This is a genomic window from Halomonas sp. DP5Y7-2 (assembly GCF_019802025.1).
In the GTDB taxonomy this organism is placed as follows: Bacteria; Pseudomonadota; Gammaproteobacteria; order Pseudomonadales; family Halomonadaceae; genus Halomonas; species Halomonas litopenaei_A.
The window spans coordinates 543,056-565,522 of record NZ_JAHVHY010000003.1 but is presented as its reverse complement, the minus strand read 5'-3'; the positions used below and the strand labels follow the sequence as shown (position 1 = coordinate 565,522).

21 protein-coding genes and 1 pseudogene are annotated in these 22,467 nt (G+C 63.1%); 14 read left to right on the top strand and 8 right to left on the bottom strand.

The window, feature by feature from the left end:
- Window positions 1-27 precede the first annotated feature (27 nt).
- Genes KUW18_RS06150 through KUW18_RS06140 form a run of 3 tightly spaced genes read left to right on the top strand, consistent with a single transcriptional unit; the run spans window position 28 to window position 2,611 of the window.
- A complete protein-coding gene (locus KUW18_RS06150) occupies window positions 28-339 on the top strand; it encodes a hypothetical protein (RefSeq protein ID WP_222561000.1) in 312 nt (103 codons plus the stop codon).
- A gap of 27 nt (window positions 340-366) precedes the next feature.
- Window positions 367-1,407, top strand: a complete 1,041-nt coding sequence (locus KUW18_RS06145) for a CobW family GTP-binding protein (protein ID WP_222162172.1) — start codon at window positions 367-369, stop codon at window positions 1,405-1,407.
- Window positions 1,400-2,611, top strand: coding sequence for a PotD/PotF family extracellular solute-binding protein (locus KUW18_RS06140; RefSeq protein ID WP_261396104.1), 1,212 nt, complete (start codon window positions 1,400-1,402; stop codon window positions 2,609-2,611). Before KUW18_RS06145 ends, KUW18_RS06140 begins: the two co-directional genes overlap by 8 nt.
- A gap of 161 nt (window positions 2,612-2,772) precedes the next feature.
- Here the strand turns inward: KUW18_RS06140 and KUW18_RS06135 are convergent, their stop codons facing one another.
- Both KUW18_RS06135 and gap read right to left on the bottom strand, forming a co-directional pair.
- A complete protein-coding gene (locus KUW18_RS06135; protein WP_206942319.1) occupies window positions 2,773-3,516 on the bottom strand; it encodes a sulfite exporter TauE/SafE family protein in 744 nt (247 codons plus the stop codon).
- A 169-nt stretch (window positions 3,517-3,685) separates the two neighbouring features.
- Window positions 3,686-4,687 carry a type I glyceraldehyde-3-phosphate dehydrogenase gene (gap, locus tag KUW18_RS06130; RefSeq protein WP_222484353.1) on the bottom strand — a complete coding sequence of 334 codons (1,002 nt, stop codon included), beginning with the start codon at window positions 4,685-4,687 and terminating at the stop codon, window positions 3,686-3,688.
- Window positions 4,688-5,050: 363 nt separating this feature from the next.
- Between gap and KUW18_RS06125 the strand changes: the two genes are divergently transcribed.
- Window positions 5,051-5,527, top strand: coding sequence for a methylglyoxal synthase (locus KUW18_RS06125; RefSeq protein WP_222162175.1), 477 nt, complete (start codon window positions 5,051-5,053; stop codon window positions 5,525-5,527).
- Between the two features lie 20 nt (window positions 5,528-5,547).
- Window positions 5,548-7,227, top strand: coding sequence for a glucose-6-phosphate isomerase (gene pgi / locus KUW18_RS06120; RefSeq protein WP_222560999.1), 1,680 nt, complete (start codon window positions 5,548-5,550; stop codon window positions 7,225-7,227).
- 56 nt (window positions 7,228-7,283) lie between these two features.
- On the opposite strand, the gene KUW18_RS06115 is transcribed toward pgi, so the two are convergent.
- Window positions 7,284-7,727, bottom strand: a complete 444-nt coding sequence (locus KUW18_RS06115) for a fluoride efflux transporter FluC (protein WP_206942313.1) — start codon at window positions 7,725-7,727, stop codon at window positions 7,284-7,286.
- On the bottom strand, window positions 7,724-8,152 hold the full coding sequence (gene crcB / locus KUW18_RS06110) for a fluoride efflux transporter CrcB (RefSeq protein ID WP_261396434.1): 429 nt from the start codon (window positions 8,150-8,152) through the stop codon (window positions 7,724-7,726). Before crcB ends, KUW18_RS06115 begins: the two co-directional genes overlap by 4 nt.
- Window positions 8,153-8,518: 366 nt before the next feature.
- Between crcB and ybiO the strand changes: the two genes are divergently transcribed.
- On the top strand, window positions 8,519-10,891 hold the full coding sequence (ybiO, locus tag KUW18_RS06105; protein WP_222560998.1) for a mechanosensitive channel protein: 2,373 nt from the start codon (window positions 8,519-8,521) through the stop codon (window positions 10,889-10,891).
- Window positions 10,892-11,249: 358 nt separating this feature from the next.
- Here ybiO and KUW18_RS06100 read toward each other — a convergent pair whose 3' ends face one another.
- Both KUW18_RS06100 and KUW18_RS19735 read right to left on the bottom strand, forming a co-directional pair.
- Window positions 11,250-12,476, bottom strand: coding sequence for a heme biosynthesis HemY N-terminal domain-containing protein (locus KUW18_RS06100; protein ID WP_206942309.1), 1,227 nt, complete (start codon window positions 12,474-12,476; stop codon window positions 11,250-11,252).
- Entirely contained in the window at window positions 12,473-13,477 is a 1,005-nt protein-coding gene (locus KUW18_RS19735; protein ID WP_224851901.1) for a uroporphyrinogen-III C-methyltransferase, read from the bottom strand. The genes KUW18_RS06100 and KUW18_RS19735 overlap by 4 nt, the downstream gene beginning before the upstream one ends.
- A 19-nt stretch (window positions 13,478-13,496) precedes the next feature.
- Between KUW18_RS19735 and KUW18_RS19730 the strand changes: the two genes are divergently transcribed.
- Window positions 13,497-14,060, top strand: coding sequence for a hypothetical protein (locus KUW18_RS19730; protein WP_261396433.1), 564 nt, complete (start codon window positions 13,497-13,499; stop codon window positions 14,058-14,060).
- Between the two features lie 45 nt (window positions 14,061-14,105).
- Here the strand turns inward: KUW18_RS19730 and KUW18_RS06090 are convergent, their stop codons facing one another.
- Both KUW18_RS06090 and hemC read right to left on the bottom strand, forming a co-directional pair.
- Window positions 14,106-14,870 (bottom strand): uroporphyrinogen-III synthase, encoded by a 765-nt coding sequence (locus KUW18_RS06090; RefSeq protein ID WP_222560996.1) that lies wholly within the window; start codon window positions 14,868-14,870, stop codon window positions 14,106-14,108.
- A complete protein-coding gene (hemC, locus tag KUW18_RS06085; RefSeq protein WP_242520844.1) occupies window positions 14,870-15,802 on the bottom strand; it encodes a hydroxymethylbilane synthase in 933 nt (310 codons plus the stop codon). Before hemC ends, KUW18_RS06090 begins: the two co-directional genes overlap by 1 nt.
- Before the next feature lie 374 nt (window positions 15,803-16,176).
- Between hemC and argH the strand changes: the two genes are divergently transcribed.
- From argH to KUW18_RS06050, 7 genes and pseudogenes are all read left to right on the top strand, one after another.
- Entirely contained in the window at window positions 16,177-17,592 is a 1,416-nt protein-coding gene (gene argH / locus KUW18_RS06080; RefSeq protein ID WP_206942301.1) for an argininosuccinate lyase, read from the top strand.
- Window positions 17,589-17,705, top strand: a pseudogene (lptM, locus tag KUW18_RS19945) (LPS translocon maturation chaperone LptM); the annotation flags it as partial. The gene argH and the pseudogene lptM, both read left to right, overlap by 4 nt.
- A gap of 107 nt (window positions 17,706-17,812) precedes the next feature.
- The gene (gene lysA, locus KUW18_RS06070) at window positions 17,813-19,090 is read left to right on the top strand and encodes a diaminopimelate decarboxylase (RefSeq protein WP_206942297.1); all 1,278 of its coding nucleotides are present in this window, start codon (window positions 17,813-17,815) and stop codon (window positions 19,088-19,090) included.
- On the top strand, window positions 19,090-19,923 hold the full coding sequence (gene dapF / locus KUW18_RS06065; RefSeq protein WP_206942295.1) for a diaminopimelate epimerase: 834 nt from the start codon (window positions 19,090-19,092) through the stop codon (window positions 19,921-19,923). Before lysA ends, dapF begins: the two co-directional genes overlap by 1 nt.
- Window positions 19,924-20,010: 87 nt before the next feature.
- A complete protein-coding gene (locus tag KUW18_RS06060; RefSeq protein WP_206942293.1) occupies window positions 20,011-20,730 on the top strand; it encodes a DUF484 family protein in 720 nt (239 codons plus the stop codon).
- On the top strand, window positions 20,720-21,679 hold the full coding sequence (locus tag KUW18_RS06055; RefSeq protein ID WP_222561057.1) for a tyrosine recombinase XerC: 960 nt from the start codon (window positions 20,720-20,722) through the stop codon (window positions 21,677-21,679). The genes KUW18_RS06060 and KUW18_RS06055 overlap by 11 nt, the downstream gene beginning before the upstream one ends.
- The gene (locus tag KUW18_RS06050) at window positions 21,673-22,407 is read left to right on the top strand and encodes an HAD family hydrolase (RefSeq protein ID WP_315900650.1); all 735 of its coding nucleotides are present in this window, start codon (window positions 21,673-21,675) and stop codon (window positions 22,405-22,407) included. Before KUW18_RS06055 ends, KUW18_RS06050 begins: the two co-directional genes overlap by 7 nt.
- Window positions 22,408-22,467: the final 60 nt, after the last annotated feature.

Genomic DNA, 22,467 nt, shown 5'->3' with positions numbered 1-22,467 from the left:
GCGCCGACGGCGCCATCGGAGGTTGGCATGTGCGGACTGTGCGGACTGTGCGGTGCATTCGGCGGCGAAAGCCACTGGAGCACCACCATCGAGGACCCCGAGCAGGCCCACTTCGCGCGCAGGCGCGCCCGTGCCTACCGGGTCACCCTGATCAATCGGGTACTTGCGCCGAGTCGTATTACCATCGAGGACTTCCAGGCGGCCAGCTTCGTGTTGGCAAGCGCCACCGGCAAGCGCGATATCGTGCAGGACCTGGGTGGCGTCTGGCAGCAGGCCGAGCAGATGTGCGGTCGCCAGCTGGACCCGTTGGATGCCGATTTTCTGGCGTCTCTTGCCTGACACCATCGCGCGACACGAGACTCCCTTATGAGCGAGAACACTCCCCTGCTCCCCGTCCATGTGATCTCCGGATTTCTCGGTGCAGGCAAGACCACCCTGCTGAAGTCGGTCCTGGCCAGTGAGGCATTTGGCGATAGCGCAGTGCTGATCAACGAATTCGGAGACGTGGGGCTCGACGACCGGCTGATCGGTGATATTGCCGAAGATGCCGTACTGCTCTCCAGTGGCTGCGTCTGCTGCACCATCCGCGGCGAGCTGTCCGAGGCGCTCAGGCGCTTGCTGACTCGACGCCAGGACGGCGACATACCACCGTTCAAACGAATCATCCTGGAGACCACGGGCCTGGCCGATCCTGGTCCGATCGCCTCCACCATTACCGCCGATCCGGTCTTGCGACACCACCTGCGTCCCGGCACCAACCTGACGCTGGTGGATGCCGTCAATGCCGTCGACAGCCGCGCCGCTCACCCGGTCTGGGAGGCTCAGGTCGCCGTGGCCGACAAGCTGGTGATCAGCAAGACCGACCTGGTGGAGCACCATGCGCTGACACAGCTCGAATCACTGCTGGAGGCGCTCAACCCCGCTGCTCAACGGATGGGCAGGGAAGCCCTCGATCAGCCTAGTGATAGCCTGTTTGCCAGCGGCCCACACCTTCAGCGGTTCACCCCTGGGCAGGTCAAGGACTGGCTGGGGCCATGGCGCAACCCCGTCCGGCATGACCCCGACCACCTTGGCAACATCCGCTCCTTTCGACTGGGCCTGGAAGGCGACGTGGACTGGACGTGCCTCGGTATCTGGCTGTCCATGCTGCTTAATCGCCATGGCAGTGACATCCTCAGAGTCAAGGGGGTGCTTCACGTGCACGGCGATGACCGCCCGGTCGTGCTGCATGGCGTCCAACACACGATTCATCCGCCTGAGCATGTCGAGACGTGGCCGGCGCACGACCGTCACTCGGAGCTGATCTTCATTACCCGCGACATCGATGCCGAGCGCGTGACACAATCGCTGACGACCTTCATGGAGCGCATCAGCGATCACCCCAGCCCAAGGATTCAGCATGCCTGACACCCAGCACGACGCCCCCTATGTGCAACGTGGCCCCGTGACCCTGCGTGTGCTTGGCACCTCAGTGACGCTGCTCGAGAGTATTCGCGAGCGCGCCCGAGAAGATCTCGGTCTGCGCCTGGAGTTCACGGTGATGGACGGCGTAGCCGCCCAGAGAGCCGGCGTGCTGGCCCCCGACAGCTTTGATATCTACGATCAGTGGTTCCACAACGTCGACTTCGTATGGCCCGCGGGCGCCATTCAACCGATCGAGCTGAGCCGTCTGGAACACTGGGAGTCCATCAACGACCTGCCCAAGACCGGCCGCCTGACGCCCCATGCCCCAAGAGGTGCCGGTGGCAATCCGGTGGACCGCCTCTACGTCCAGCCCGACGGCAGCTGTGGCCCACGGCCGACGGAACACATCACCATGTTGCCCGTCAGTCACAACGTCGACAGCTTTGGCTACCGTCTAGACATGCTGCCGGAGGGGCTCTCCGACGCAGAAGAGAGCTGGGCCTGGCTGCTGGACCCGCGCTGGCGCGGCATGGTCAGCCTGCAGAACGATAGCGCCATCGGCGCCATTGACGCGGCTCTGGCCGCCCAGGCAGCGGGCTTGGTGACCTTCGAGGATCTGGGCAACCTGAGCGTCAATGACATCGATACGCTGATTGACTGCCTGATCACCCTCAAGGGAAAGCAGCACTTTCGCACCTTCTGGAGCAACCAGGATCAGGCCTCCTCGGATATGGTGCGCGGCCGCGTCGGCATCGAGAGCCTGTGGTCGCCAGCGATGACGGCGCTAAAACAGCGCCAGATCAAGGTGCGCATGGCAGCGCCACGGGAGGGGTACCGCGCCTGGTACGGCGGTATGTCGCTATCTCGAGGTGTCACGGGCAGAACCCTGGACGCCGCCTACGACTACATGAACTGGTGGCTCTCTGGCTGGCCCGGCGCGGTGATGGCCCGTCAGGGCTACTATATTTCCACGCCGGAGCTGACACGTCCTCACCTGACCACCGCCGAGTGGGACTTCTGGTATGCGGGCAAGCCGGCGGCAGAGGAGCTCGCGGGCCCTTCAGGGCCGTGCGGCATGATTCACAAGGGCGAGGTCCGCGACGGCGGAGATTATCTGACCCGCATGAGCCGTATCGCCGTCTGGAACACGGTCATGGACGAACACAACTACCTGGTCAGACGCTGGAACGACTTTATGTCGGCGTGAGCCCACAACAGCCCGTCGCCAGGCGCTGCCCGAAAAGTCGACGAGCGAAGGTTAGACAAGGCAAAAATCGGTGAGAAAGCGCAGTTTACGGGGTGTAAATGAGCATTTCGGTCCGGTTTTTAACGCCGTATTACCGAGCGCAGGCACTTTTCAAACAAGCCCTAGCCCAGCGCCTTGACGATCAACTGAACCCCCACCACCGCCATGGCTAGCACCACCAGGCGATAGAACAGCCGCTCGTTGACCCGATGCTGCAACCACAGACCGCTCTTGATGCCGAACCAGGCCACGGGCACCAGCGCCAGCGACGCCCAGATGCTGGTGAGGTTGATCTCGCCCAGCCACAGGTAGGGTGGCAGTTTCATGGTGTTGACGGCGGCGAACACCAGAGTGGTGGTGGCGATGAAGGTGGTCTTGGGCAGTCGCCTGGGCACCAGGTAGAGGTTCATCGGCGGCGCCCCGGCATGGGCAATAAAGCTGGTGATGCCGGTGGCAATGCCCGCAGGCCAGGCCCAAAGGGGGGCGATCGGCTTGGAAGCCGCCGGCTTGAGCACCATGTAGACCACGAACAGCAAGGAAATCACCCCGAGCAGCAGCCTGACGTGATCCTCATCGAGACGGCCCGCCACCAGGGTCGCCACTACCACGCCGATCGCCATGCCGGGTATCAGCCGCTTCACCTCGGCCATATCCTGGTGTCCCCACCAGGCCTTGACCGCCAGCCCATCCATCACCAGCAGCAGGGGCAACAACAGGCCGGCAGCAGCGATGGGGTCGATGGCCAAGGCCATCAGCGGTACCGACAGGGTGCCGAACCCTCCGGCAAAGCCGCCCTTGGAAATACCGGTCAAATAGGTGGACAGGATGATCAGGCCCCAGGCGAGCCAGGAGTAATCGGGAAGCATAGCGATCCTTGCGCACGACGACGCCGAAGCAAGCCTGCTTCGGCGTCTTTATCAGGGGTCGGGGTAACCATGCACCCCAGGCCCCAGCATGCCACACCATGCTCACCTATGGCAGCGGGCAGCGGCGTTTCGCTTGCTGGCTGAGCTGCGAGGCGCTTGCCTGCTGGCGTTACTTGGCGGCCTGCATCGCCAGGGCGGTATCCAGCATGCGGTTGGAGAAGCCCCACTCGTTGTCGTACCAGGCCATGACCTTGACCAGGCGGCCGTTGACGCGGGTGTGGTTGGCGTCAAAGGTCGAGGAGGCTGGATCGTGGTTGAAGTCGATCGACACCAGCGGCTGGGCGTTGACGTTAAGTACCGGAGAATTGGCCGCCGCCTTGGCGACGATCTCGTTGATCTCTTCCTTGGTGGTGTCGCGTGAGGCAGTGAACACCAGGTCGACCAGCGACACATTGATGACCGGCACCCGCACCGCCAGGCCATCCAGCTTGCCATTCAGCTCCGGCAGCACCTTGCCCACCGCCGCCGCGGCGCCGGTCTTGGTCGGGATCATGGAGTGGGTAGCACTGCGCGCGCGGTAGGGGTCCGTGTGGTACACGTCGGACAGGTTCTGATCGTTGGTGTAGGCGTGAACGGTGGTCATCAGACCGTTCTCGATGCCCACGGCATCATTCAACGCCTTGGCCACCGGCGCCAGGCAGTTGGTGGTGCACGAGCCATTGGAGACGATGATGTCGCTGGCCTTGAGCACGCTGTCATTCACGCCGAAGACAATGGTGGCGTCGCCATCGGGGCTAGGCGCCGACACCAGCACCTTGGCGGCACCAGCGTCAATGTGCTTGCCGGCATCGGCACGCTTGGTGAACAGCCCCGTGCACTCCATCACGATGTCCACGCCAAGGGTTGACCAGGGAAGGCTGGCGGGATCACGTTCGGACAGGATAGCGATACGATCGCCGTCGACGCTCAAGCTTTCCTCGTCATGTTCTACCTTGAAAGGAAAGTGTCCATGGGCCGTATCATGACGCAGCAAGTGGGCGTTGAGGGACGGATCGCCCAGGTCGTTGATGGCCACGACCTCGATACGATCCCGGTAGCCGTTCTCGTAGAGCGCGCGAAGCACATTGCGGCCGATGCGACCAAATCCGTTGATGGCAACCTTGAGAGTCATAGCGAAAATCCCCCTGAGCGGCGAAAAACAATCTTGCGTGAAGGCCATAGAGCTCGACGGTAGGCGGGATTGATGAAGTTGCACATCCCCCGCAAGGACGTCGTCAGTGGGCACCAATGTGGTACAGACAGCGCCGGGACTCAAGCACTATTTTGCTAAACTTACAACATTTTCAGCAGAACATTGATAGAGGACACTCTAATAGTTCCCGTAATTCGCCAACTTGCTTGCGATTCAGCTCTGGAGCCTTAGCGGTTCATACCTTAGTCGCACGGCATCTTCGTAGTAATATTACCTTCAACACTCTATGGTATCCCTGAACATGGTGACACCATTCACCCCGCCTTTCATCGGAGGCCTCGCATGTCTCAGCCCGTCAAGGAAGTCAGCCGTGTACTCCCGGCTCGTAAACGCATCGCTCTGGTCGCCCACGATGGCAAGAAGCAGGAGCTGATGGACTGGGCCTCACGCTGGAAGGACACCTTGACGGCGCACCAGCTGGTCGGCACCGGGACCACGGCCGCCCGTCTCAGCCACACCCTGGGACTGGACGTGGAAGGGTTGATGAGCGGTCCGCTGGGCGGTGACCAGCAGATTGGCGCCAGGATCACCGAACAGGCGTTAGACCTGCTGATCTTTTTCTGGGATCCGTTCTCGCCGCAGCCCCACGACCCTGACGTCAAGGCGCTGCTGCGCCTTGCTGCCCTGTGGAACGTGCCGGTGGCCTGCAATCCCTCCAGCGCCGACTTCATGATGAGCTCCCCCTGGCTCGGCCAGGACTACGAGATGAGGATACCCGACGCCCAGGCGTGGATTTCTTCTCGTAGTGACAACAACTAATTCGTATCGAGGATTCATCCGTGTTCCAACTGACCCGAAGCGTGACCTGGCAATCGCTGCTGAAGCTGCGTGAAGAAACCGCCAACGACCGCATCCGTGACTACTTTGCCGCTGATCCCAAGCGATTCGACAAGATGAGCCTGCGCGTGGGTGGGCTCTTTCTCGACTACTCCAAGCATCAGATCTCCGACAAGGTGCTCGACAAGCTGATGGAGCTGGCAGAACACTCTGCCCTGGTGCAGCGGCGCGCGCAGATGTTCTCCGGCGATATCATCAACGTCACCGAGGACCGGCCGGTCCTGCATACCGCATTACGCAACCTGGGCGACACGCCGGTCATTGCCGACGGCAAGGATGTGATGCCCGAAATCCACGCCACTCGCGAGCAGATCAAGCGCTTCTCCGAGGAAGTGCGCAGTGGCGCCTGGAAGGGCTACAGCGGCGAGCGTATCCGCGACATCGTCAACATCGGCATCGGCGGCTCGGACCTGGGGCCCAACATGGCCAGCCGCGCGCTGCTCAAGTACCGACAGGCGGACCTGAACTTCCATTTCGTCTCCAACGTCGATGGCGCTCATATTCAGAAGGTACTGAGAAGCCTTGATCCGGCGACCACCTTGTTCATCGTCTCCACCAAGACCTTCTCGACCCAGGAAACCCTGCTCAACGCGCGTACTGCCCGTCGCTGGTTCATCGAGAATGCGGGTGATGATGCCGACATCGGCGCTCACTTCATCGCTGCCTCGACCAACCGTAAAGCGGCCATGGAATTCGGCATCCGCGAAGAGAATGTCTTTGAGTTCTGGGCCTGGGTCGGCGGACGCTACTCGATGTGGTCGTCGATCGGCCTGCCTATCGCGCTGGCTATCGGCTACGACGGCTTCATCGAGATGCTCGAAGGCGCCTACGAGATGGACCAGCATTTCCTGTCCGCGCCGCTGTCCGACAACATGCCGGTGCTGATGGCGCTGATCGGCATCTGGTACATCAACTTTGTCGGCGCCGAAACCCAGGCCATCGTGCCCTACGACCAGGCGTTGCATCAGCTGCCCGCCTTCCTGCAGCAGCTCGACATGGAATCCAACGGCAAGTCGGTGGATATCTTCGGGCGTCCCGTGGACTACAAGACCGGGCCCATTGTCTGGGGTCAGACCGGCTCCAACGGCCAGCATGCCTTCTTCCAGCTGCTGCACCAGGGCACTCGCTATGTGCCCATCGACTTTATCGCGTCGCTCAAGCCGGAACCCGGCGTCGAGGACCACCACTTCGCCCTGCTGACCAACATGCTGGCTCAGGCCAACGCCTTCATGGAAGGCAGTAGCCAGGGCGGCGACCTGGATCCTTACAGCTGTCCAGGTAACCGACCCTCCAGTGTGCTGCTGCTCGATGAATTGACGCCGCGCAACCTGGGCGCCTTGATCGCTCTTTACGAGCACAAGGTGTTCGTCCAGGGAGTGATCTGGAACATCAATTCCTTTGACCAGTGGGGCGTCCAGCTCGGCAAGCGGATTGCCGGTGAGATCAGCGAGAAGATCGACGAGCGCAGCCAGGACTTCGACGCCTCGACCCAGGGACTGCTGGGTCTGGTAAGAGAACACTTCAGCGCGGCAGAAACACCCAGGAACAAGCACGCTGACAAAGCGACCAAGACGTCCCGCAAGGGCGCATCGTCCAAGCACGACGCAGCAACAAAACCCTGACGACAGCTGACCTTCAAGCTCGCTCCAGACCCCCTGTGGGGCGAGCTTGGCTGCGTTCAGTCTTCGCCGCGCTTCGCGCCAACCGCCGCCGTGCGTCGGGCCAATACGCTGCGTGCACGGGCATCTCCTGCCCAGGCCGCCCCAAGCCACAGTGGAACACTCACCGTCAGGTAGGCCAAGGCCAGGCCGGGGCGCCCTGCGATGACCAGTTCAGCCACTTCCAGGCTGAACAGGGAAAAGGTAGTAAAGCCACCACAGAAGCCTGCCACCGCCCAAGGGTGCAGACGCGCCAGACGCCGGCTGCCACTCAGACCCGCGTGGGTGGCAAAGCGGGCGATCAGCCAAGATCCCAGCACATTGACCAGCAGGGTCGCCCAGGGAAACGGAGAAGCGACAAGCCCTGCCACCATCATGCCGACGCTGAGGCGACACACCGCGCCCAGGGCGCTCCCCATCCCGACGGCCAGATACAGCCATGCCACTTCGCGTCGGATCCTCATGGGAGCGCCTCCCGGCCCAACAGCAGGCCATCGATGAGGCTACCCAGCATCCATCCGGCGGCCACCGCCGACAAGCCGACGATCAAGGTCACGCCCACGTTTGCGATGGCCGCCATCAAGCGCCCTTCTCGCAACAAGTCGAGGGTTTGCAGGCTGAACGAAGAGACCGTGGTGAAGCCACCCATGACCCCAGTGAGCAGCATCAGCGCCAGCGTTGAACCGGCCTCCAGCAGGCTTGCCAGCAGACCTATCACCAGGGCACCGAGCAGATTGACCAGCATGGTGCCCCAGGGAAACCGGCTGCCCCAGGCCGAGGCTGCCCAGCGGCTGACGAACAGCCGCCCCATGCCACCCAAGGCTCCTCCCAGCGCCACACTGGTCAGCGTCCACCCATCCATCGCCTTGCGCTCCGACAAAAGCGTCATGGTAAGCCAGTGGCTGCCCTTTGTCGTGGCGACACACCAGCAGATCCGGGGAGCGATTTGCTACGCAAAACCGGCACGGCACAGAACGTTTCTGTCAAAGCAGGCTCTCAATGCAGGTGCCCGCCTGGCAGGGACGCGAAAAAAAACGCCGCCCGGGAGGGCGGCGAACTTGTGCTTGCCTAGCAGGGATGAAGCGCATGGGATGCGTTCACCGTCAATATGGCACAGAATTGGCAATACGTACAAGTTTTGTACATCATTGATGACGTACAAGCGCTGATCGAACATGTTAGCCTGCGCCAGAATCGCTCGATCATGCCCTCGCCTGTCCTCAGGCTCCATCAATTACAGGAGAAGGTTTGCGTGATGCCCTCACGACTCTGCTCTCGACTCTCACGCGTGCTGCTGCTCGCCCTGATATTGTTCGCTGGCCCAGCCTTTGCTCAGCAAGCGGATGGAGATGGCACCGCAAACGCTTCTGGCGACGGCCCAGCCTATTCGACCCTGGCTGACCTGCTGGAAAACGAGCAGTCTCGTAGCCAACTGATCCAACAGCTGCGCCAGATGGCGGAGAACGCCCCGGAACAGGCTCAAGCTGCCGGCGGCGCGGCCATCGATACCGCGGCCGATGCGACCTTGCCAAAACAGCTGGCCGATATGACCAGCCGCGTCGTCACCGAATTTGGCTTTCAGTTCGAGAACCTGGTCAATATCTTCGGAGCCATGGTGAATGGCGCCTTCTCGGAAGGTGAGCTCAACTACGAGCTCTTCACCGAAGCGGCCATCAATCTCGGACTGGTGATTCTGGCCACCTTCGTCATGTTCGTGGTCATCCGACGACTGGTCAGGCCGCTGTTCACCCGCCTGAGCCAGTATTCACAGAATGGTCAGACGCTGAATCCGACCATTCGGCTGGTGCTGTGTGTGGTCCTGGCCGTGATCGTCGACGCCGCTGTGGTCGGGCTTGCCTACGTGGGCGGCAACCTGGCCGCCACCTTCGCGATTGGTGAAACCGGAAGCCTGTCGACAAGGGCATCGCTGTTCCTGAACGCCTTCCTGGTCATTGAGCTGCTGAAGGCGGCTGTCCGGATGTTGTTCGCCTCCCGCTACGAGGGGCTACGCCTGCTGCCGATTTCCGCCGATAATGCGTCCTACTGGAACCGCTGGATCGCGCGCCTGATCGGGCTGACCGGCTACGGCCTGATGGTCGTGGTGCCGCTGATCAACACCTATCTTTCCTACAGTGTCGGCGAGGGCATTGGCGCCCTGATCATGATCGGTGCCTACCTGTATGCCATCACCGTGGTACTGATCAACCGCACCAAGCTGCGGGATGCGCTGTTCGATTCTGCGGTGCGTTCCAGCCTGGCCGCCTCCGGCGTGGCACTGCGTATGCTGGGTCGTACCTGGCACCTGTGGGCCATCATCTACTTCTCGGTGGTGCTGGTACTGACCCTGACACGTCCCGAGGACGCTCTGCCATTTGTCTTGATGGCCACGCTGAAGACCCTCGGCATCGTGCTGGCGGCCATGCTGATCTCGCGGCTGCTGGTACAGGCAGTAGGACGCCGCATTACCCTGTCCAGCGAGCTCAACAAGAAGCTGCCGCTGCTGGAAACCCGGCTTAACTCTTACGTGCCCACCCTGCTGCGCATCGTCAACGTATTGATCCTGATCGTTGCCGCCATGGCGCTGCTCAATGCCTGGGGCGTGTTCGACATGGCCACCTGGTACGCGTCAGAAGCCGGGCGCCTGCTGGTCAGCCAGGTCATCAATGTGGTCATTATCCTGGTGGTGGCTGCCGGCACCTGGATCGCTCTGGCCAGCTTCATCGAGCACAAGCTCAACCCCTCCACTGGCCGTGGCATGCCATCTGCCCGGGCCCAGACCTTGCTGTCGCTGTTCCGCAATGCCCTGGCGATTGCCATCGTCACCATGACGGCAATGATCGTGCTGTCGGAGATCGGCATCAATATCGGGCCATTGATCGCCGGTGCCGGTGTGCTGGGTCTGGCTATCGGTTTCGGTGCGCAGAAACTGGTTCAGGACATCATTACCGGTATCTTCATCCAGGTAGAGAACGCCATGAATACGGGTGACGTGGTGACCCTGGGCGGTATTACCGGTACCGCAGAAAAGCTCAGCATCCGTTCGGTGGGTATTCGTGACCTGCACGGCACCTATCACCTGGTTCCCTTCTCCAGTGTGGATGTGGTGTCCAACTACATGCGTGGCTTTGCCTACCATGTCGGCGAATACGGTGTGGCATACCGCGAAAACGTGGATGAAGCGATCGTTGCCCTGCGCAATGCCTTCGACGAGCTGTCGTCGGACGACCAGTGGAAGACGGAAATTCTCGAGCCTCTCGAGGTGGCGGGTGTCATCGCCCTGGCCGATAGCTCGGTCAACATTCGTGTCCGCATCAAGACCACACCAGGCAACCAGTGGGCCATCGGGCGCGCCTACAATCGCCTGGTCAAGATGCACCTGGACGAGGCGGGTATCGAGATTCCCTTCCCTCATACCACCGTCTATTTCGGCGAAGACAAGCAAGGCAAGGCACCTGCCGCCAACCTGCGTCTGGTCGAAAAGGACGTGGTATCCACCGGCAAGGAGAAAGATACCGCGCCACTACCTGGAGAAGAAGGCAGCGTCGACGCCCCTCGCGAGCACGAGACCCGCGAGTACGCTGAAACCAATGCCAAGTTCCGCGGTGACTATGACCCGGAAGGCAATTGACCTGATCTTCAGTAACAGCGAGGGCGGCCCATGGGCCGCCCTCTTTTATTCGCTGCTGGTAACGCCTACCCCACACACACCTCCCGGCATCTCCCACCCGGCGCCAGGCGGCTCGCCTGCCCCATACGGTTCCTGGCAGCACCTGGCTGCTCGCCTATCGCTGGAACCACTCCCATGCCGCTTCTGGCAGCGCTCATCCGGCACCTGAAGATGGCAGGCCTCCTGCCACGAGCTCGGGCGCCTTGTGTGACGCTCGGCCACGTTCAGCGCGACCGCCAAGGACCCACAAACGCCAGGGGCGGGGCCTATTGGCCCCGCCCCTGGCGGTCGTTCTGCGGCGTCGGTCGCAGTCCTGGGATCAGGCCTGCTGGGCGTCGCTAGGTTGCGGTAGTGACGGCAACGACTTGTCGAGAAGCTCGACGCTCTGACGATAGTAGAGCTGGCTCTTGTTGTGTTCACCCAGGTTGGCATAGAGCCGTGCGAGTTCTGCACAGACCACGCCGCTCGGCCGCTGACGCTGGCTCGCCTCGAAGTACTCCTGGGCCTTCCCCCAGTACGCATTGCGCAGGGCCAGTCGACCAAGGGTCAACAGCAGGTCCGGATCATTGGGGCGTTCCTGCAGCCATTTCTCGGCGGTGACCAGTTGGCGCGAGGCATCCACACCCAGCAAGCCGTAGCGCAGCACCAGACGGCTATCCCAGTTGGATTTGAGCGAATGACGCAGCAGTTTCTCGGCAATCACCTGCTCGTTGCAACGCACCAGCGTCTCGGTGTACAGCACCAGCAAGTCGACGTTGCTGCGCAGGTACTCCGGCATGTCGGACCACAGGTTGCGCACTCGCTCGATATCTTCGGGGTTGCGCGTTTCCTGGAGAATCAGCTCACGATAGGCCTGCAGCTCCAGTGCCTCACGCTCTTCCCGAGAGATCAGCTGCTGGTCAGCCAGGCGCGGCAGCAGGCGACGCAGGCCATCCCAGTCGCTGACGCTGATGTACGCGGCTTTCAGCTGCTTGAGTACCTGCGGGTGACGCGGCAGGTGCCGGTCGAGACGCGTCAGAATCGCCAGCGCCTCTTCGTACTGCTGACGGTCCAGCATCAGCTGAGCCTGCATCATACCTACCGCAGGATCGGCCCCATCGGTCGAAATATGTGCACGCTTGAGCAGCGTATCGGCCTGGTCGTAGCGTCCCTGGTAGTGAGCCGCCAGCGCCGCGGACAAATAGTTGACCAACGGCGTGCTGGAGTCGTCCGCCGCCTTGACCAGGGCCTTCTCGGCTCGCTTCCAGCGACCTTCCGCCAGCGCGACCAGCCCGCGCACGGTACGCTTCATGGCGGTGCGATTACGGGCCCGAGAATTCCACACCTTGAAACGGCTGACCGGGCGACTCATGCGCACCAGAACGCGCAAGGCAAAGTGCACAATGATGAACAGCGCCAACAGGATGACCAGGCCGAACCAGAAGGAGGTCTGGAAGGAGGTGTCCCCCACCCTGACCAACCAATAGCCAGGAACGGACATCATCAGCTGGCCGAACAGCGCCCCGACCGCAAGGCCAACGACGATGAGCAGGATCAGCTTTCTCATGCGTTACCTCCCTGGCCGGATGCACCCGCCTCGAAGCGCTGCTCGATAAACCTGGCCAGCGCTTGCTGGGAGGCACTGATGTCGGGAAGCTCGGGGCGAATGGCCTGGCTCTTCAGCTCACCCAGGCGTGCAATCACCGCCTGCACCGCCTCGTTGTCGCCATCGTAGTAGCCTTGAAGCAAGGTGATGGCCTTGTCGAGGCTCGCTTCGTACAGCCCGGTTTCTTCCTTCAGCAGCGCCAGCTGCGACTGCTCCAGGACCAGACGCAGGCTTTGACGCAGGTAGGATTCCTGCTCGGGGGTGATCAGCGCCTCGAGAGCCTGGTCATGATGACGGACCGTCACCAGCTCCTTGAGTTCTTCCCCGACCCGAGCGAGCTGCTCCTGCCAGGCCCCTGCCGGCGCCTCCTCGATGGTGGTATCCGCCGTGAATTCCTCGATGTCCTGGGCCAGCGGCAATCCGGCGATCTGCTCCTGCTGGGCGTTCAGGGCCAGGTAGAGCCCTGTGCGGTCCACCTTGGGCACCGACTGCAGCGCGGCAAGCTCTTCGGCAATGGCACGACGCACCGGCACCAGCGCCGGGTTATCAGCCTCTTCCAGGCGCGCGTCTGCGGTCCGCAGCAGGGCAGCGGCACCTTCCACGTCGCGCTCCAGCTGCAGGCGCTGGTTGGCCAGCCTCAGCAGATAGGCAGCCTCGGCATGAAGCCAGTCGCGCTCATCGGCATTCTGTTCCTTGGAGAGTTCCGCCAGCACACGGTCCAGCGTCTGATTGACGTCGGACTTGTAGTCCGCGAAATCACTCTTGATCCCGTCGACCGCCTGCCCCATGGTCTCGCGGCGCTCGTTGAGCCCGCTTTCCAGCTGTGATGACAGCTCCTGGACATCGCTCAGGCTCGGCGTGTTCTGCTTGAGCTGATCGATCCGGGCCGACATGGCCTGCTGAAGCTGCCACCCTTTGAAACCGACAAAGGCCACACCAGCGATCAACAGCAGCACCAACACCAGCGCAACGACACCGGCCTTGCCTCCACCGGAACCGCCCGAAGAGGTCGATGTGGCGCTGGTCGATGCCGCGCCTCCACCGCTATCGGCGGAGCCACCCTTGGCGCGGCCGCCGGACGAGCCAGTGGACGCAGAGGAAGTCGCACCCGTCGCGGCAGCCTTCGTCTTGGCTGAGTCCGATGCGCTTGAACTCGATGCACTAGAGCTAGAAGCAGACGTCTTGGAGCGGGAGTCGCTCGACTGGGTGGAGGCAGACGCGTCCGCGCTTTGCGGCTTGGCATCAGCGGCTGGCTTGGCTGCCGACGTGGTAGCACTGGAGGCCGCATCTTTCGACGCTGAGGTCGCCTTGTCGCCAGCGCTCGACGCGGCCGCATTGTCAGAAGAGCCACTCTTGCTGCTGGCCGACGCGGCGGTGGAAGACGGCGAGGCGGACCCGGTCGAGCTGCTGTTGTTCTTGTCGCGACGCCTCGAGCGCCGCTGGGCGCCTCCCCTGCCGGCACCACCCTTGGCGGGCTCCGTGCCTGAGGTCGCGGCCTGTGCTCCTTGCTTGCCGGAGGCGGACGCCGTCTGCTGCTCGTCCTGATCGTGCTGTTGGTTGCTCATCTGTCGCTAGCCCTTTTCGAGATCTTCATTCGCCATCCTCTGGGTCGCAGGTCCTTGCTACCGCAGCTGCCAGCGCCGCAGGAGACGCGCCAGACGCCACGACCGGGACGCGAAACCCCAGCGTTTTCGCCAGTGTAGCCAACCGCTGGCTGGAAACGACCAGCGGTCGTTGAAAGGCGGCCTCTGAACACCATCTTGCCAGATGTTCCAGGATTTCTCCGCTACTGACCACCAACGCCCCGTAGTCCCCTGCAGCCAGCCGCTGCGCGGCATCCTCTGCCAGCGGCAACAGACGGCGCCGATACACTTCTACCCGCGTCAACCGCGCCCCTCGCTGAGCAAGCGTCTCACCCAGCAACGACCGCCCTCCTTCACCTGCCACCAGCAACACTCGCTGCTGATCAAGCCGCTTGAGCGACGGAAGTGCCAGCAAGGCCTCACTGGTTTCTTCCCCGGCGGCCGCAGTGGGCAGACGCACCCTCACGCCCAAGGCCTGATACAGCAGCTCGGCCGTCGCCTGCCCCACGGCATACAGCTCGAGCCCTTGCGGCAGCTGCGGCCAATATCGGTCGAGCGCCTCGACCAAATGCTCGGCGGCGGCGGGGCTGATAACTATCACCTTATGAAAGTGATCGATGTCGAGCCAGGCCGACCTTGCATCCGCCGTCTCTGGCACAGTTTCCTGCCGCATCACCTCGAGCCGAAGCGTTGACAGCCCGAACGCAGCGACGGCTTCTGCCAACACCTGGCCGCGAGCGCCCGGTCGAGTCAGCAACACCGGTGCAGACATCAGCGCGGCCCGTACACCTCAGCCAGAATATCGCTGGCTCCCTGCTCGAGCAGCTGCTCGGCCACCCGAATACCCAACGCCTCCGGTTCGTCTACCGAGCCGCGACCCTCGGCCCGCAGCACTCGCGTGCCGTCCGGGGTACCCACCAAGGCACGCAGCCACAGCGTCCGGCCATCATCTTCGTAGATAGCGTGGCCGCCGATGGGGACCTGACAGCCCCCTTCAAGCCGCGTGTTCATAGCACGTTCGGCACGCACTCGCGTCGCCGTCTCGATATCATCAAGCGGCGCCAGCAATGACACCAGCTCGGTATCATGCATACGGCACTCGATCCCCAGGGCGCCTTGCCCACAGGCAGGCAAACACACCTCGGGGGGCAGCTCCTGGGCGATACGGTCTTCAAGGCCCAGGCGCTTTAGTCCGGATGTCGCCAGCAGAATGGCGTCAAACTCACCGCCGTCAAGCTTGGCCAGGCGGGTCTGCACATTGCCACGCAGGCTGATCACCTCCAGATCGGGGCGCGCTTCGCGCATCTGCAGCCCGCGCCTCAGGCTGGATGTGCCCAGTCGAGCCCCCTCGGGAAGGTCCTCGAGGCAACCGTAGTCGTTGGACACAAAGGCGTCGGTGGGCTCGGCCCCTTCGAGAATCACCGACAGACCCAGGCTTTCGGGGAACTGCATCGGGACATCCTTCATGGAGTGCACGGCAATGTCCGCTCGTCCGTCGAGCATCGCCTCTTCCAGCTCCTTGACGAACAGTCCCTTGCCGCCGACCTTGGCCAGCGGGGTATCGAGGATCTTGTCCCCACGCGTCGACATGGGTACCAGCTCGACTTCAAGGTCAGGATGAATCGCCATCAGGCGATCGCGGACATGTTCGGCCTGCCACATGGCCAATTGGCTCTTACGCGTCGCGATACGCAGCCTGGACATCTGTTGCACGTTGCTACTCCCTGGTCGGGCTCGCGACCACATCGCCGCGTCCGCCATATTAAGTGAATGGCGTCATCATAAAGCACGGCCCCCGTCAGTAAAATCGACCTGAGCCAGCCTTGCCGTCCTTTTTGCCGCCATCTTCGCCTTCGCCCCGGTCTCAGCCCCCTGGGTCCGAGACTTTTGTTGTCGGGCTCGATATCGCCCTCGCTCGTTGGCCGACTTTCGTTACCGGGCCCGATACCGCCCTCGCCTCGTTGGCCGACTCTGGTACACTCTGGCCCATACCTCGACAGCGGCTCCCGACACTGTCCTCGCCTGCAGGCCCGACGTCGCGCCCGTCGCCATCGCATCGTCATTCAGGAAGTCCTTCAATGAGCCAGACCACCAATCAGTCCTGGGGCGGACGCTTCAGTGAACCCACCGATGCCTTTGTCGCCCGTTTCACCGCCTCGGTCGACTTCGATCAGCGCCTGGCACGCCACGACATTCAGGGCTCCATCGCTCATGCCACCATGCTGGCCCAGGTAGGGGTGCTGAGCGAACAAGAGCGTGACGCCATCGTGACCGGCCTCAAGGAGATCGAGACCGAGATTGCCGAAGGCAGTTTCGAGTGGTCGGTGGCACTGGAAGACGTGCACATGAATATCGAGGCGCGCCTGACGCAGAAGATCGGCATCACCGGCAAGAAGCTGCATACCGGCCGTTCGCGTAACGACCAGGTGGCGACAGATATTCGCCTCTACCTGCGCGAAGAAATCGATCTGGTCGCCAGCGAACTGGCACGGCTGCGTGCCGGGCTGATCGAGCTGGCCGACGGCGAAGCAGATACCATCATGCCGGGCTTCACGCACCTGCAGACGGCCCAGCCGGTCACCTTTGGTCATCACCTGCTGGCCTGGCAGGAAATGCTGGCGAGGGATCATGAGCGCCTGCTGGATTGCCGCAAGCGGGTCAATATACTGCCCCTGGGCGCCGCCGCGCTGGCGGGTACCACCTACCCCATCGATCGCCACCTGACCGCTCAGCTGCTGGGCTTCGAGCGCCCCGCCGAGAACAGCCTGGACGCCGTCAGCGATCGTGACTTCGCCATTGAATTCACCGCCTTCGCCAGCTTGCTGCTGATGCACCTGTCGCGCATGAGTGAAGAGCTGGTGCTGTGGACCAGCGCCCAGTTCGACTTCATCGACCTGCCGGACCGTTTCTGCACCGGCTCGTCGATCATGCCGCAGAAAAAGAACCCCGACGTGCCTGAGCTGGTGCGCGGCAAGACCGGCCGTGTCTATGGTCATCTGATGGGCCTGCTGACGCTGATGAAGTCTCAGCCGCTGGCCTACAACAAGGACAATCAGGAAGACAAGGAGCCGCTGCTCGACACCCTGGACACCGTCAAGGGCTGCTTGCGCGCCTTTGCCGACATGGTGCCGGCCATCGAGTCCAAGGGCGATTCCATGCGCGAGGCTGCACGCAAGGGCTTCTCGACCGCCACCGACCTGGCCGACTACCTGGTACGCAAGGGCGTCGCCTTCCGCGACGCCCACGAAATCGTGGGTCAATCGGTCGCCTATGGCATCGAGAGCGGCAAGGACCTGTCGGACATGAGCCTCGACGAACTGCGCCAGTTCTCCGATACCATCGGCGACGATGTCTTTGATGTGCTGACGCTGGAAGGCTCGGTAGCAGCCCGCAACCATATCGGAGGCACCGCCCCCGACCAGGTCCGCGCCGCTGCCCAGCGGGCTCGCGATGCGCTGAAGGCCATCGCCACTGACCAAGGAGCCCGCCAATGAGCCGCGCTACCTCTGCACTGCTGCTGATACTGCTGCTGGCGATGACCAGCTTGGCCGGCTGCGGACAAAAGGGCCCGCTGTACCTGCCAGGCGACGAGGAGGCCGCAGAGCGCTACGGCCCTCGCGACAGCGTGGACCAGGACGACCAGGGTGAAGATGGCAACGCCCAGGGCCAAGGTCAGGATCAAGACGGCAACACTGAAGGGAGCGACGGCTGAGCATGGATCACTTCAACTATCGCGAGGGCGAGCTCCACGCGGAAGCGGTCCCCCTTGCGCGCATCGCTGACCAGGTGGGCACCCCCTGCTACGTCTATTCACGGGCCACCCTGGAGCGCCACTTCAAGGCCTATCAGGAAGCCCTTGGTGATCATCCACACCTGATCTGCTATGCCGTGAAGGCCAACAGCAACCTGGCCGTACTCAACGTTCTGGCACGCCAGGGAGCCGGTTTCGACATCGTCTCCGAGGGCGAGCTAGAGCGCGTCCTGGCGGCGGGCGGGAACCCCGCCAAGATCGTGTTTTCCGGGGTTGCCAAGCAACCTGGCGAAATGGCTCGCGCCCTTGAGGTCGGCATCAAGTGCTTCAATGTCGAGTCCCGTCCGGAACTCGAGGTCCTCAACCAGGTGGCCGGTCGTCTCGGCAAGGTCGCCCCGGTCTCGCTGCGGGTGAACCCGGACGTGGACGCCGGAACCCATCCCTACATTTCTACCGGCCTCAAGGACAACAAGTTCGGCATCGCCGTCGACGACGCCCTTGAGGTCTATCGTCTGGCGGCGACGCTGCCTAACCTGCGCATCGAAGGCCTCGACTGCCATATCGGTTCACAGTTGACCGAGATCGCCCCCTTCCTGGACGCCCTGGAACGCCTGCTGGTGCTGCTCGACCGTCTGCGCGAAGAAGGCATCGAGGTGTCCCACCTGGACCTGGGCGGTGGCCTTGGCGTGCCCTACCGTGACGAGACGCCCCCGGCGCCCTTCGACTATGCCTCGAAGTTGCTGGAGCGCCTGTCTCGCTGGGAAGGTGGTGAACGCCTGACGCTGCTGTTCGAGCCTGGTCGCTCGATCGCCGCCAATGCCGGCGTGATGCTGACCCGCCTGACCTATCTCAAGCCAGGTGAAACCAAGAACTTCGCCATTGTCGATGCGGCAATGAACGACCTCATTCGACCGTCGCTGTATCAGGCATGGCAGGCCATCATTGAGGTCGATACGCGCCAGCAGCGCGACAGCGATATCTATGATGTGGTCGGCCCGGTATGTGAAACCGGCGACTTCCTGGGCAAGGAACGTCGTCTCGCCGTGGCGCCGGGAGACCTGCTGGCGGTGCGTTCGGCCGGTGCCTACGGCTTCGTCATGGCCTCCAACTACAACAGCCGGCCGCGCCCCGCGGAAGTGCTGGTGGATGGAGACAGCTGGCAGGTCGTGCGGCAGCGAGAACGCATTGAAGACCTGTGGGCAGGTGAATCACTGCCCGACGCCGCCGGAGAGTCGCGCTGATGCTGCTGCACTTCACCAAGATGCATGGCCTGGGCAATGACTTCATGGTCATCGACCTGGTCACCCAGCGCGCGCGTATCGAGACGGAAGACATTCGCCGCCTCGCCGATCGCCGCTTCGGCATTGGCTTTGATCAACTGCTGGTGGTGGAACCGCCGCGAGATCCCGACATGGACTTTCGCTATCGGATCTACAACGCCGACGGTAGCGAAGTGGAAAACTGTGGCAACGGAGCGCGCTGTTTCGCCCGCTTTGTGCGCGACAAGCGCCTGACCCATAAACGCCAGATCCATGTCGAGACCGCCGGAGGGCCACTGGTCCTTGACGTGCACGACGATGAACAGGTCAGCGTGGACATGGGCGCACCGCGCTTTGCTCCTGCCGCGCTGCCCTTTGACGCCGACGCTGACCAGTTGCTGCATACGCTGGAGGTGGACGGAGAGACCCTGAACATCGCCGTCGCCTCCATGGGCAACCCTCATGCCGTCATCCGCGTCGATGATGTGGCCAGCGCCCCGGTGGAGCGCCTGGGCCCGCTGATTGAGCATCATCCGCGCTTTCCGCGCCGGGTGAATGTCGGCTTCATGCAGATTCTGTCGCGCCAGAGCATCCGTCTGCGGGTGTTCGAACGCGGCAGTGGCGAGACGCTGGCCTGCGGCACCGGCGCCTGCGCCGCAGTCGCCTGCGGTATTCGCCAGGGTCTGCTGGATAGCCCGGTATCGGTGGCGTTGCCTGGCGGCAACCTGAGCATACGCTGGGCCGGAGAAGACCAGCCGCTGATCATGACCGGGCCTGCCGAGCGAGTGTTTGATGGTCGCATCCCGCTACGTTGATCTCTTACGTATTGGACGCTCCCCGACTACGCTAAGCTGCCAGCATGGCTGACACTTTGACACCGACCGTTACACAGGGAGACGCGCATGCCCCAAGCCGCCCCAGAGCCTCGCAAGACGCTGGATCCGGACCGGGTCGCCGAATGGCTGGCGCGCCATCCGGACTTTTTCGTTGGCCGTGAAGGCTTGCTGCAAAGCCTGAAGGTGCCTCATCCGGAAACTCAGGGTGCGACCTCTCTGCTCGAGCGTCTGGTCTACGATCTGCGCAAACGCGCAGAGGGTGCTGAACTGCGCCTGGAACAATTGCTCGACTCGGCCCGACACAATGAAGCCCAGTACCGTCGAACCCGAGAACTGGTGCTGGCGCTGCTCGAGGCCCAGGACAACGATGCCCTGGGGCAGGCGCTGGCGACCCAGCTGAGCGAGCGTTTCCAGACTCCGGCAGTAGCAGTCTGGTGCCCCGCCAGCTTGACCGATCGCGACCCGCGCCCACCTCAGGCGCCGCGCCACGTCCTCGACGAGCACACGGGTCAGCGCTTGACCGCTTTGCTCGATGGCCGCGCTAGTCGTTGCACACGCCTGACGCCCACCGACTGGAAGCGACTGGTGCCCCATGCCAAGGCACCGACCAAGTCCGGTTCCTGCGCGATCGCCCGCATGACCCTCGGCGAACCCCAAGGCTTCGTGGTGTTGGCCAGCGCCGACCCGGACCACTTCCGCGCCAGCATGGACACTCTGTTCACCGAGTATCTGGCCGATGTGCTGGTACGGTTGAGCGTCCGACTGAGCGAGCATGATGGCGGCTGAGCCTCCGCTTGATCGTGCGGTGGCGGACTTCTTGAGCGAGCTTGCCCGCACGGCCAGCGGCGCCACGGTCGACGCCTACCGACGAGACCTGGCCGCCTATCTGGATTGGCGGGCACAGCAGAGCCTGTCAGCGCCTGAGGATGACCTCATCACGGCCAAGGAACTGCGTCGATTCCTGGCCTCCGAGCGCAGCCGAGGGCTGGCTGCACGCAGCCTCAAGCGCCGCCGTGCCGCACTGTCGCGGTTCTGTGGTCATCTGGTGGACAGCGGACAGCTGGCGTACAACCCGGTGGGCCTGAGTCAGGGCCCCAAGGCGCCCAACGACCTTCCTCGCCCCGTCGATGTGGACCTTCTTGCCCGCTTTCTCGACACCCCCCATGACGGCTCGGTGCTGTCGGTGCGCGATCAGGCCATGCTGGAGCTGCTTTACTCCAGTGGGTTGCGCTTGGCGGAGCTATCGGCGCTGGATCTGGGGGATGTGCATGGCGCCAGCGTCAGGGTCGTCGGCAAGGGCAACAAGCCGCGCAAGGTACCCGTGGGCTCCCGCGCCAGAGCCGCCATCGAGCAATGGCTGACATTGCGAGGATCGCTGGCTGCTGATGGCGAGCTGGCCATGTTCGTCGGACAGCACGGGAGACGCCTGGGTCATCGCGCCATTCAGGCGCGCCTGGTCACTCAAGCGCGCCGTCGCGGCCTCCCCGAGCACCTCCACCCCCATCGACTGCGTCACTCCTTTGCCAGCCATCTTCTCGAGTCCAGCCAGGACCTGCGTGCGGTCCAGGAACTGCTCGGCCACGCCAACCTGTCGACCACCCAGGTCTATACCCGCCTGGACTGGCAGCACCTGTCGGAGAGCTACGATCGCGCCCACCCCAGGGCTCGGCGCAGGCCGGCCAGCACCGCACCAGACCCTGATGACCCTGACCTTGTTGGAGAGACGCCGTGCTAGCGCCCGCAAACCTGTCTCGGCTGGAAGCCATCACCTTTGATCTGGACGATACGCTGTGGGACAACGCCGGCGTCATGCAGCGCACCGAGCACGGCCACGTCGACTGGCTGAATACCCAGCTTACGGCGTGGCAGGCCCGCCGAGGCGAGCCTGCCACCGACCCCATCGATCTTGAGCGCTATCTCGCGGCACGCCAGGCCATGGCTCGGCAGCACTGGTCCCGACGCGGCGACTTCAGTTGGCTGCGCGAGCACAGCCTGGTTCAGCTGCTGGTCGAAAACGGCCTGGATCAGGACAGCGCCGGCGAGTGGGCGGCACGGGCCATGCAGCAGTTCCATCAGCTGCGCATCGACGTCACGCCTTTCCCCGGGGCCGACGCCATGCTGGAACGTCTCGCCTCACGCTACCGGCTCGGCAGCATCACCAATGGCAATGTGGCCTTTGAGCGCCTGGCCATTGCACGGCATTTCCATGAACGCATCGCCGCTGGTGAAATGCTGGCCCCAAAGCCCGACCCACGCCCTTTCCTGGCCATGCTGGCGAGGTTGAACGTGCGCCCTGAACGAGCACTGCACGTGGGAGACTCATGGGAGGAGGACATCCTGCCTGCCAGACGGCTAGGCATGCAGGCCGCCTGGATCGCGCCGACACAGACGCAGGTAACGGACCTGCCTGCCGGCGTCATTCACCTGGCCTGTGTCACCGAGCTAGAGGCCCTGCTGTCCTGAGGGGGCGTGTTCTCACACCGAGAGCTCTCGAACCGTGGCTGCTGAACCACCCCCCCCCGC

What these genes read in the sequence shown, in the direction of transcription:
- KUW18_RS06100 (WP_206942309.1), bottom strand. Translation starts at nt 12,476, where the DNA reads ATGAGAAAGCTGATCCTGCTCATCGTCGTTGGCCTTGCGGTCGGGGCG.
- KUW18_RS06115 (WP_206942313.1), bottom strand. Translation starts at nt 7,727, where the DNA reads ATGAGGATCCGACGCGAAGTGGCATGGCTGTATCTGGCCGTCGGGATG.
- KUW18_RS06055 (WP_222561057.1), top strand. Translation starts at nt 20,720, where the DNA reads ATGGCGGCTGAGCCTCCGCTTGATCGTGCGGTGGCGGACTTCTTGAGC.
- KUW18_RS06125 (WP_222162175.1), top strand. Translation starts at nt 5,051, where the DNA reads ATGTCTCAGCCCGTCAAGGAAGTCAGCCGTGTACTCCCGGCTCGTAAA.
- KUW18_RS06150 (WP_222561000.1), top strand. Translation starts at nt 28, where the DNA reads ATGTGCGGACTGTGCGGACTGTGCGGTGCATTCGGCGGCGAAAGCCAC.
- argH (WP_206942301.1), top strand. Translation starts at nt 16,177, where the DNA reads ATGAGCCAGACCACCAATCAGTCCTGGGGCGGACGCTTCAGTGAACCC.
- hemC (WP_242520844.1), bottom strand. Translation starts at nt 15,802, where the DNA reads ATGTCCAGGCTGCGTATCGCGACGCGTAAGAGCCAATTGGCCATGTGG.
- gap (WP_222484353.1), bottom strand. Translation starts at nt 4,687, where the DNA reads ATGACTCTCAAGGTTGCCATCAACGGATTTGGTCGCATCGGCCGCAAT.
- KUW18_RS06090 (WP_222560996.1), bottom strand. Translation starts at nt 14,870, where the DNA reads ATGTCTGCACCGGTGTTGCTGACTCGACCGGGCGCTCGCGGCCAGGTG.
- KUW18_RS06140 (WP_261396104.1), top strand. Translation starts at nt 1,400, where the DNA reads ATGCCTGACACCCAGCACGACGCCCCCTATGTGCAACGTGGCCCCGTG.
- dapF (WP_206942295.1), top strand. Translation starts at nt 19,090, where the DNA reads ATGCTGCTGCACTTCACCAAGATGCATGGCCTGGGCAATGACTTCATG.
- KUW18_RS06060 (WP_206942293.1), top strand. Translation starts at nt 20,011, where the DNA reads ATGCCCCAAGCCGCCCCAGAGCCTCGCAAGACGCTGGATCCGGACCGG.
- KUW18_RS06135 (WP_206942319.1), bottom strand. Translation starts at nt 3,516, where the DNA reads ATGCTTCCCGATTACTCCTGGCTCGCCTGGGGCCTGATCATCCTGTCC.
- KUW18_RS06145 (WP_222162172.1), top strand. Translation starts at nt 367, where the DNA reads ATGAGCGAGAACACTCCCCTGCTCCCCGTCCATGTGATCTCCGGATTT.
- crcB (WP_261396434.1), bottom strand. Translation starts at nt 8,152, where the DNA reads ATGACGCTTTTGTCGGAGCGCAAGGCGATGGATGGGTGGACGCTGACC.
- ybiO (WP_222560998.1), top strand. Translation starts at nt 8,519, where the DNA reads ATGCCCTCACGACTCTGCTCTCGACTCTCACGCGTGCTGCTGCTCGCC.
- lysA (WP_206942297.1), top strand. Translation starts at nt 17,813, where the DNA reads ATGGATCACTTCAACTATCGCGAGGGCGAGCTCCACGCGGAAGCGGTC.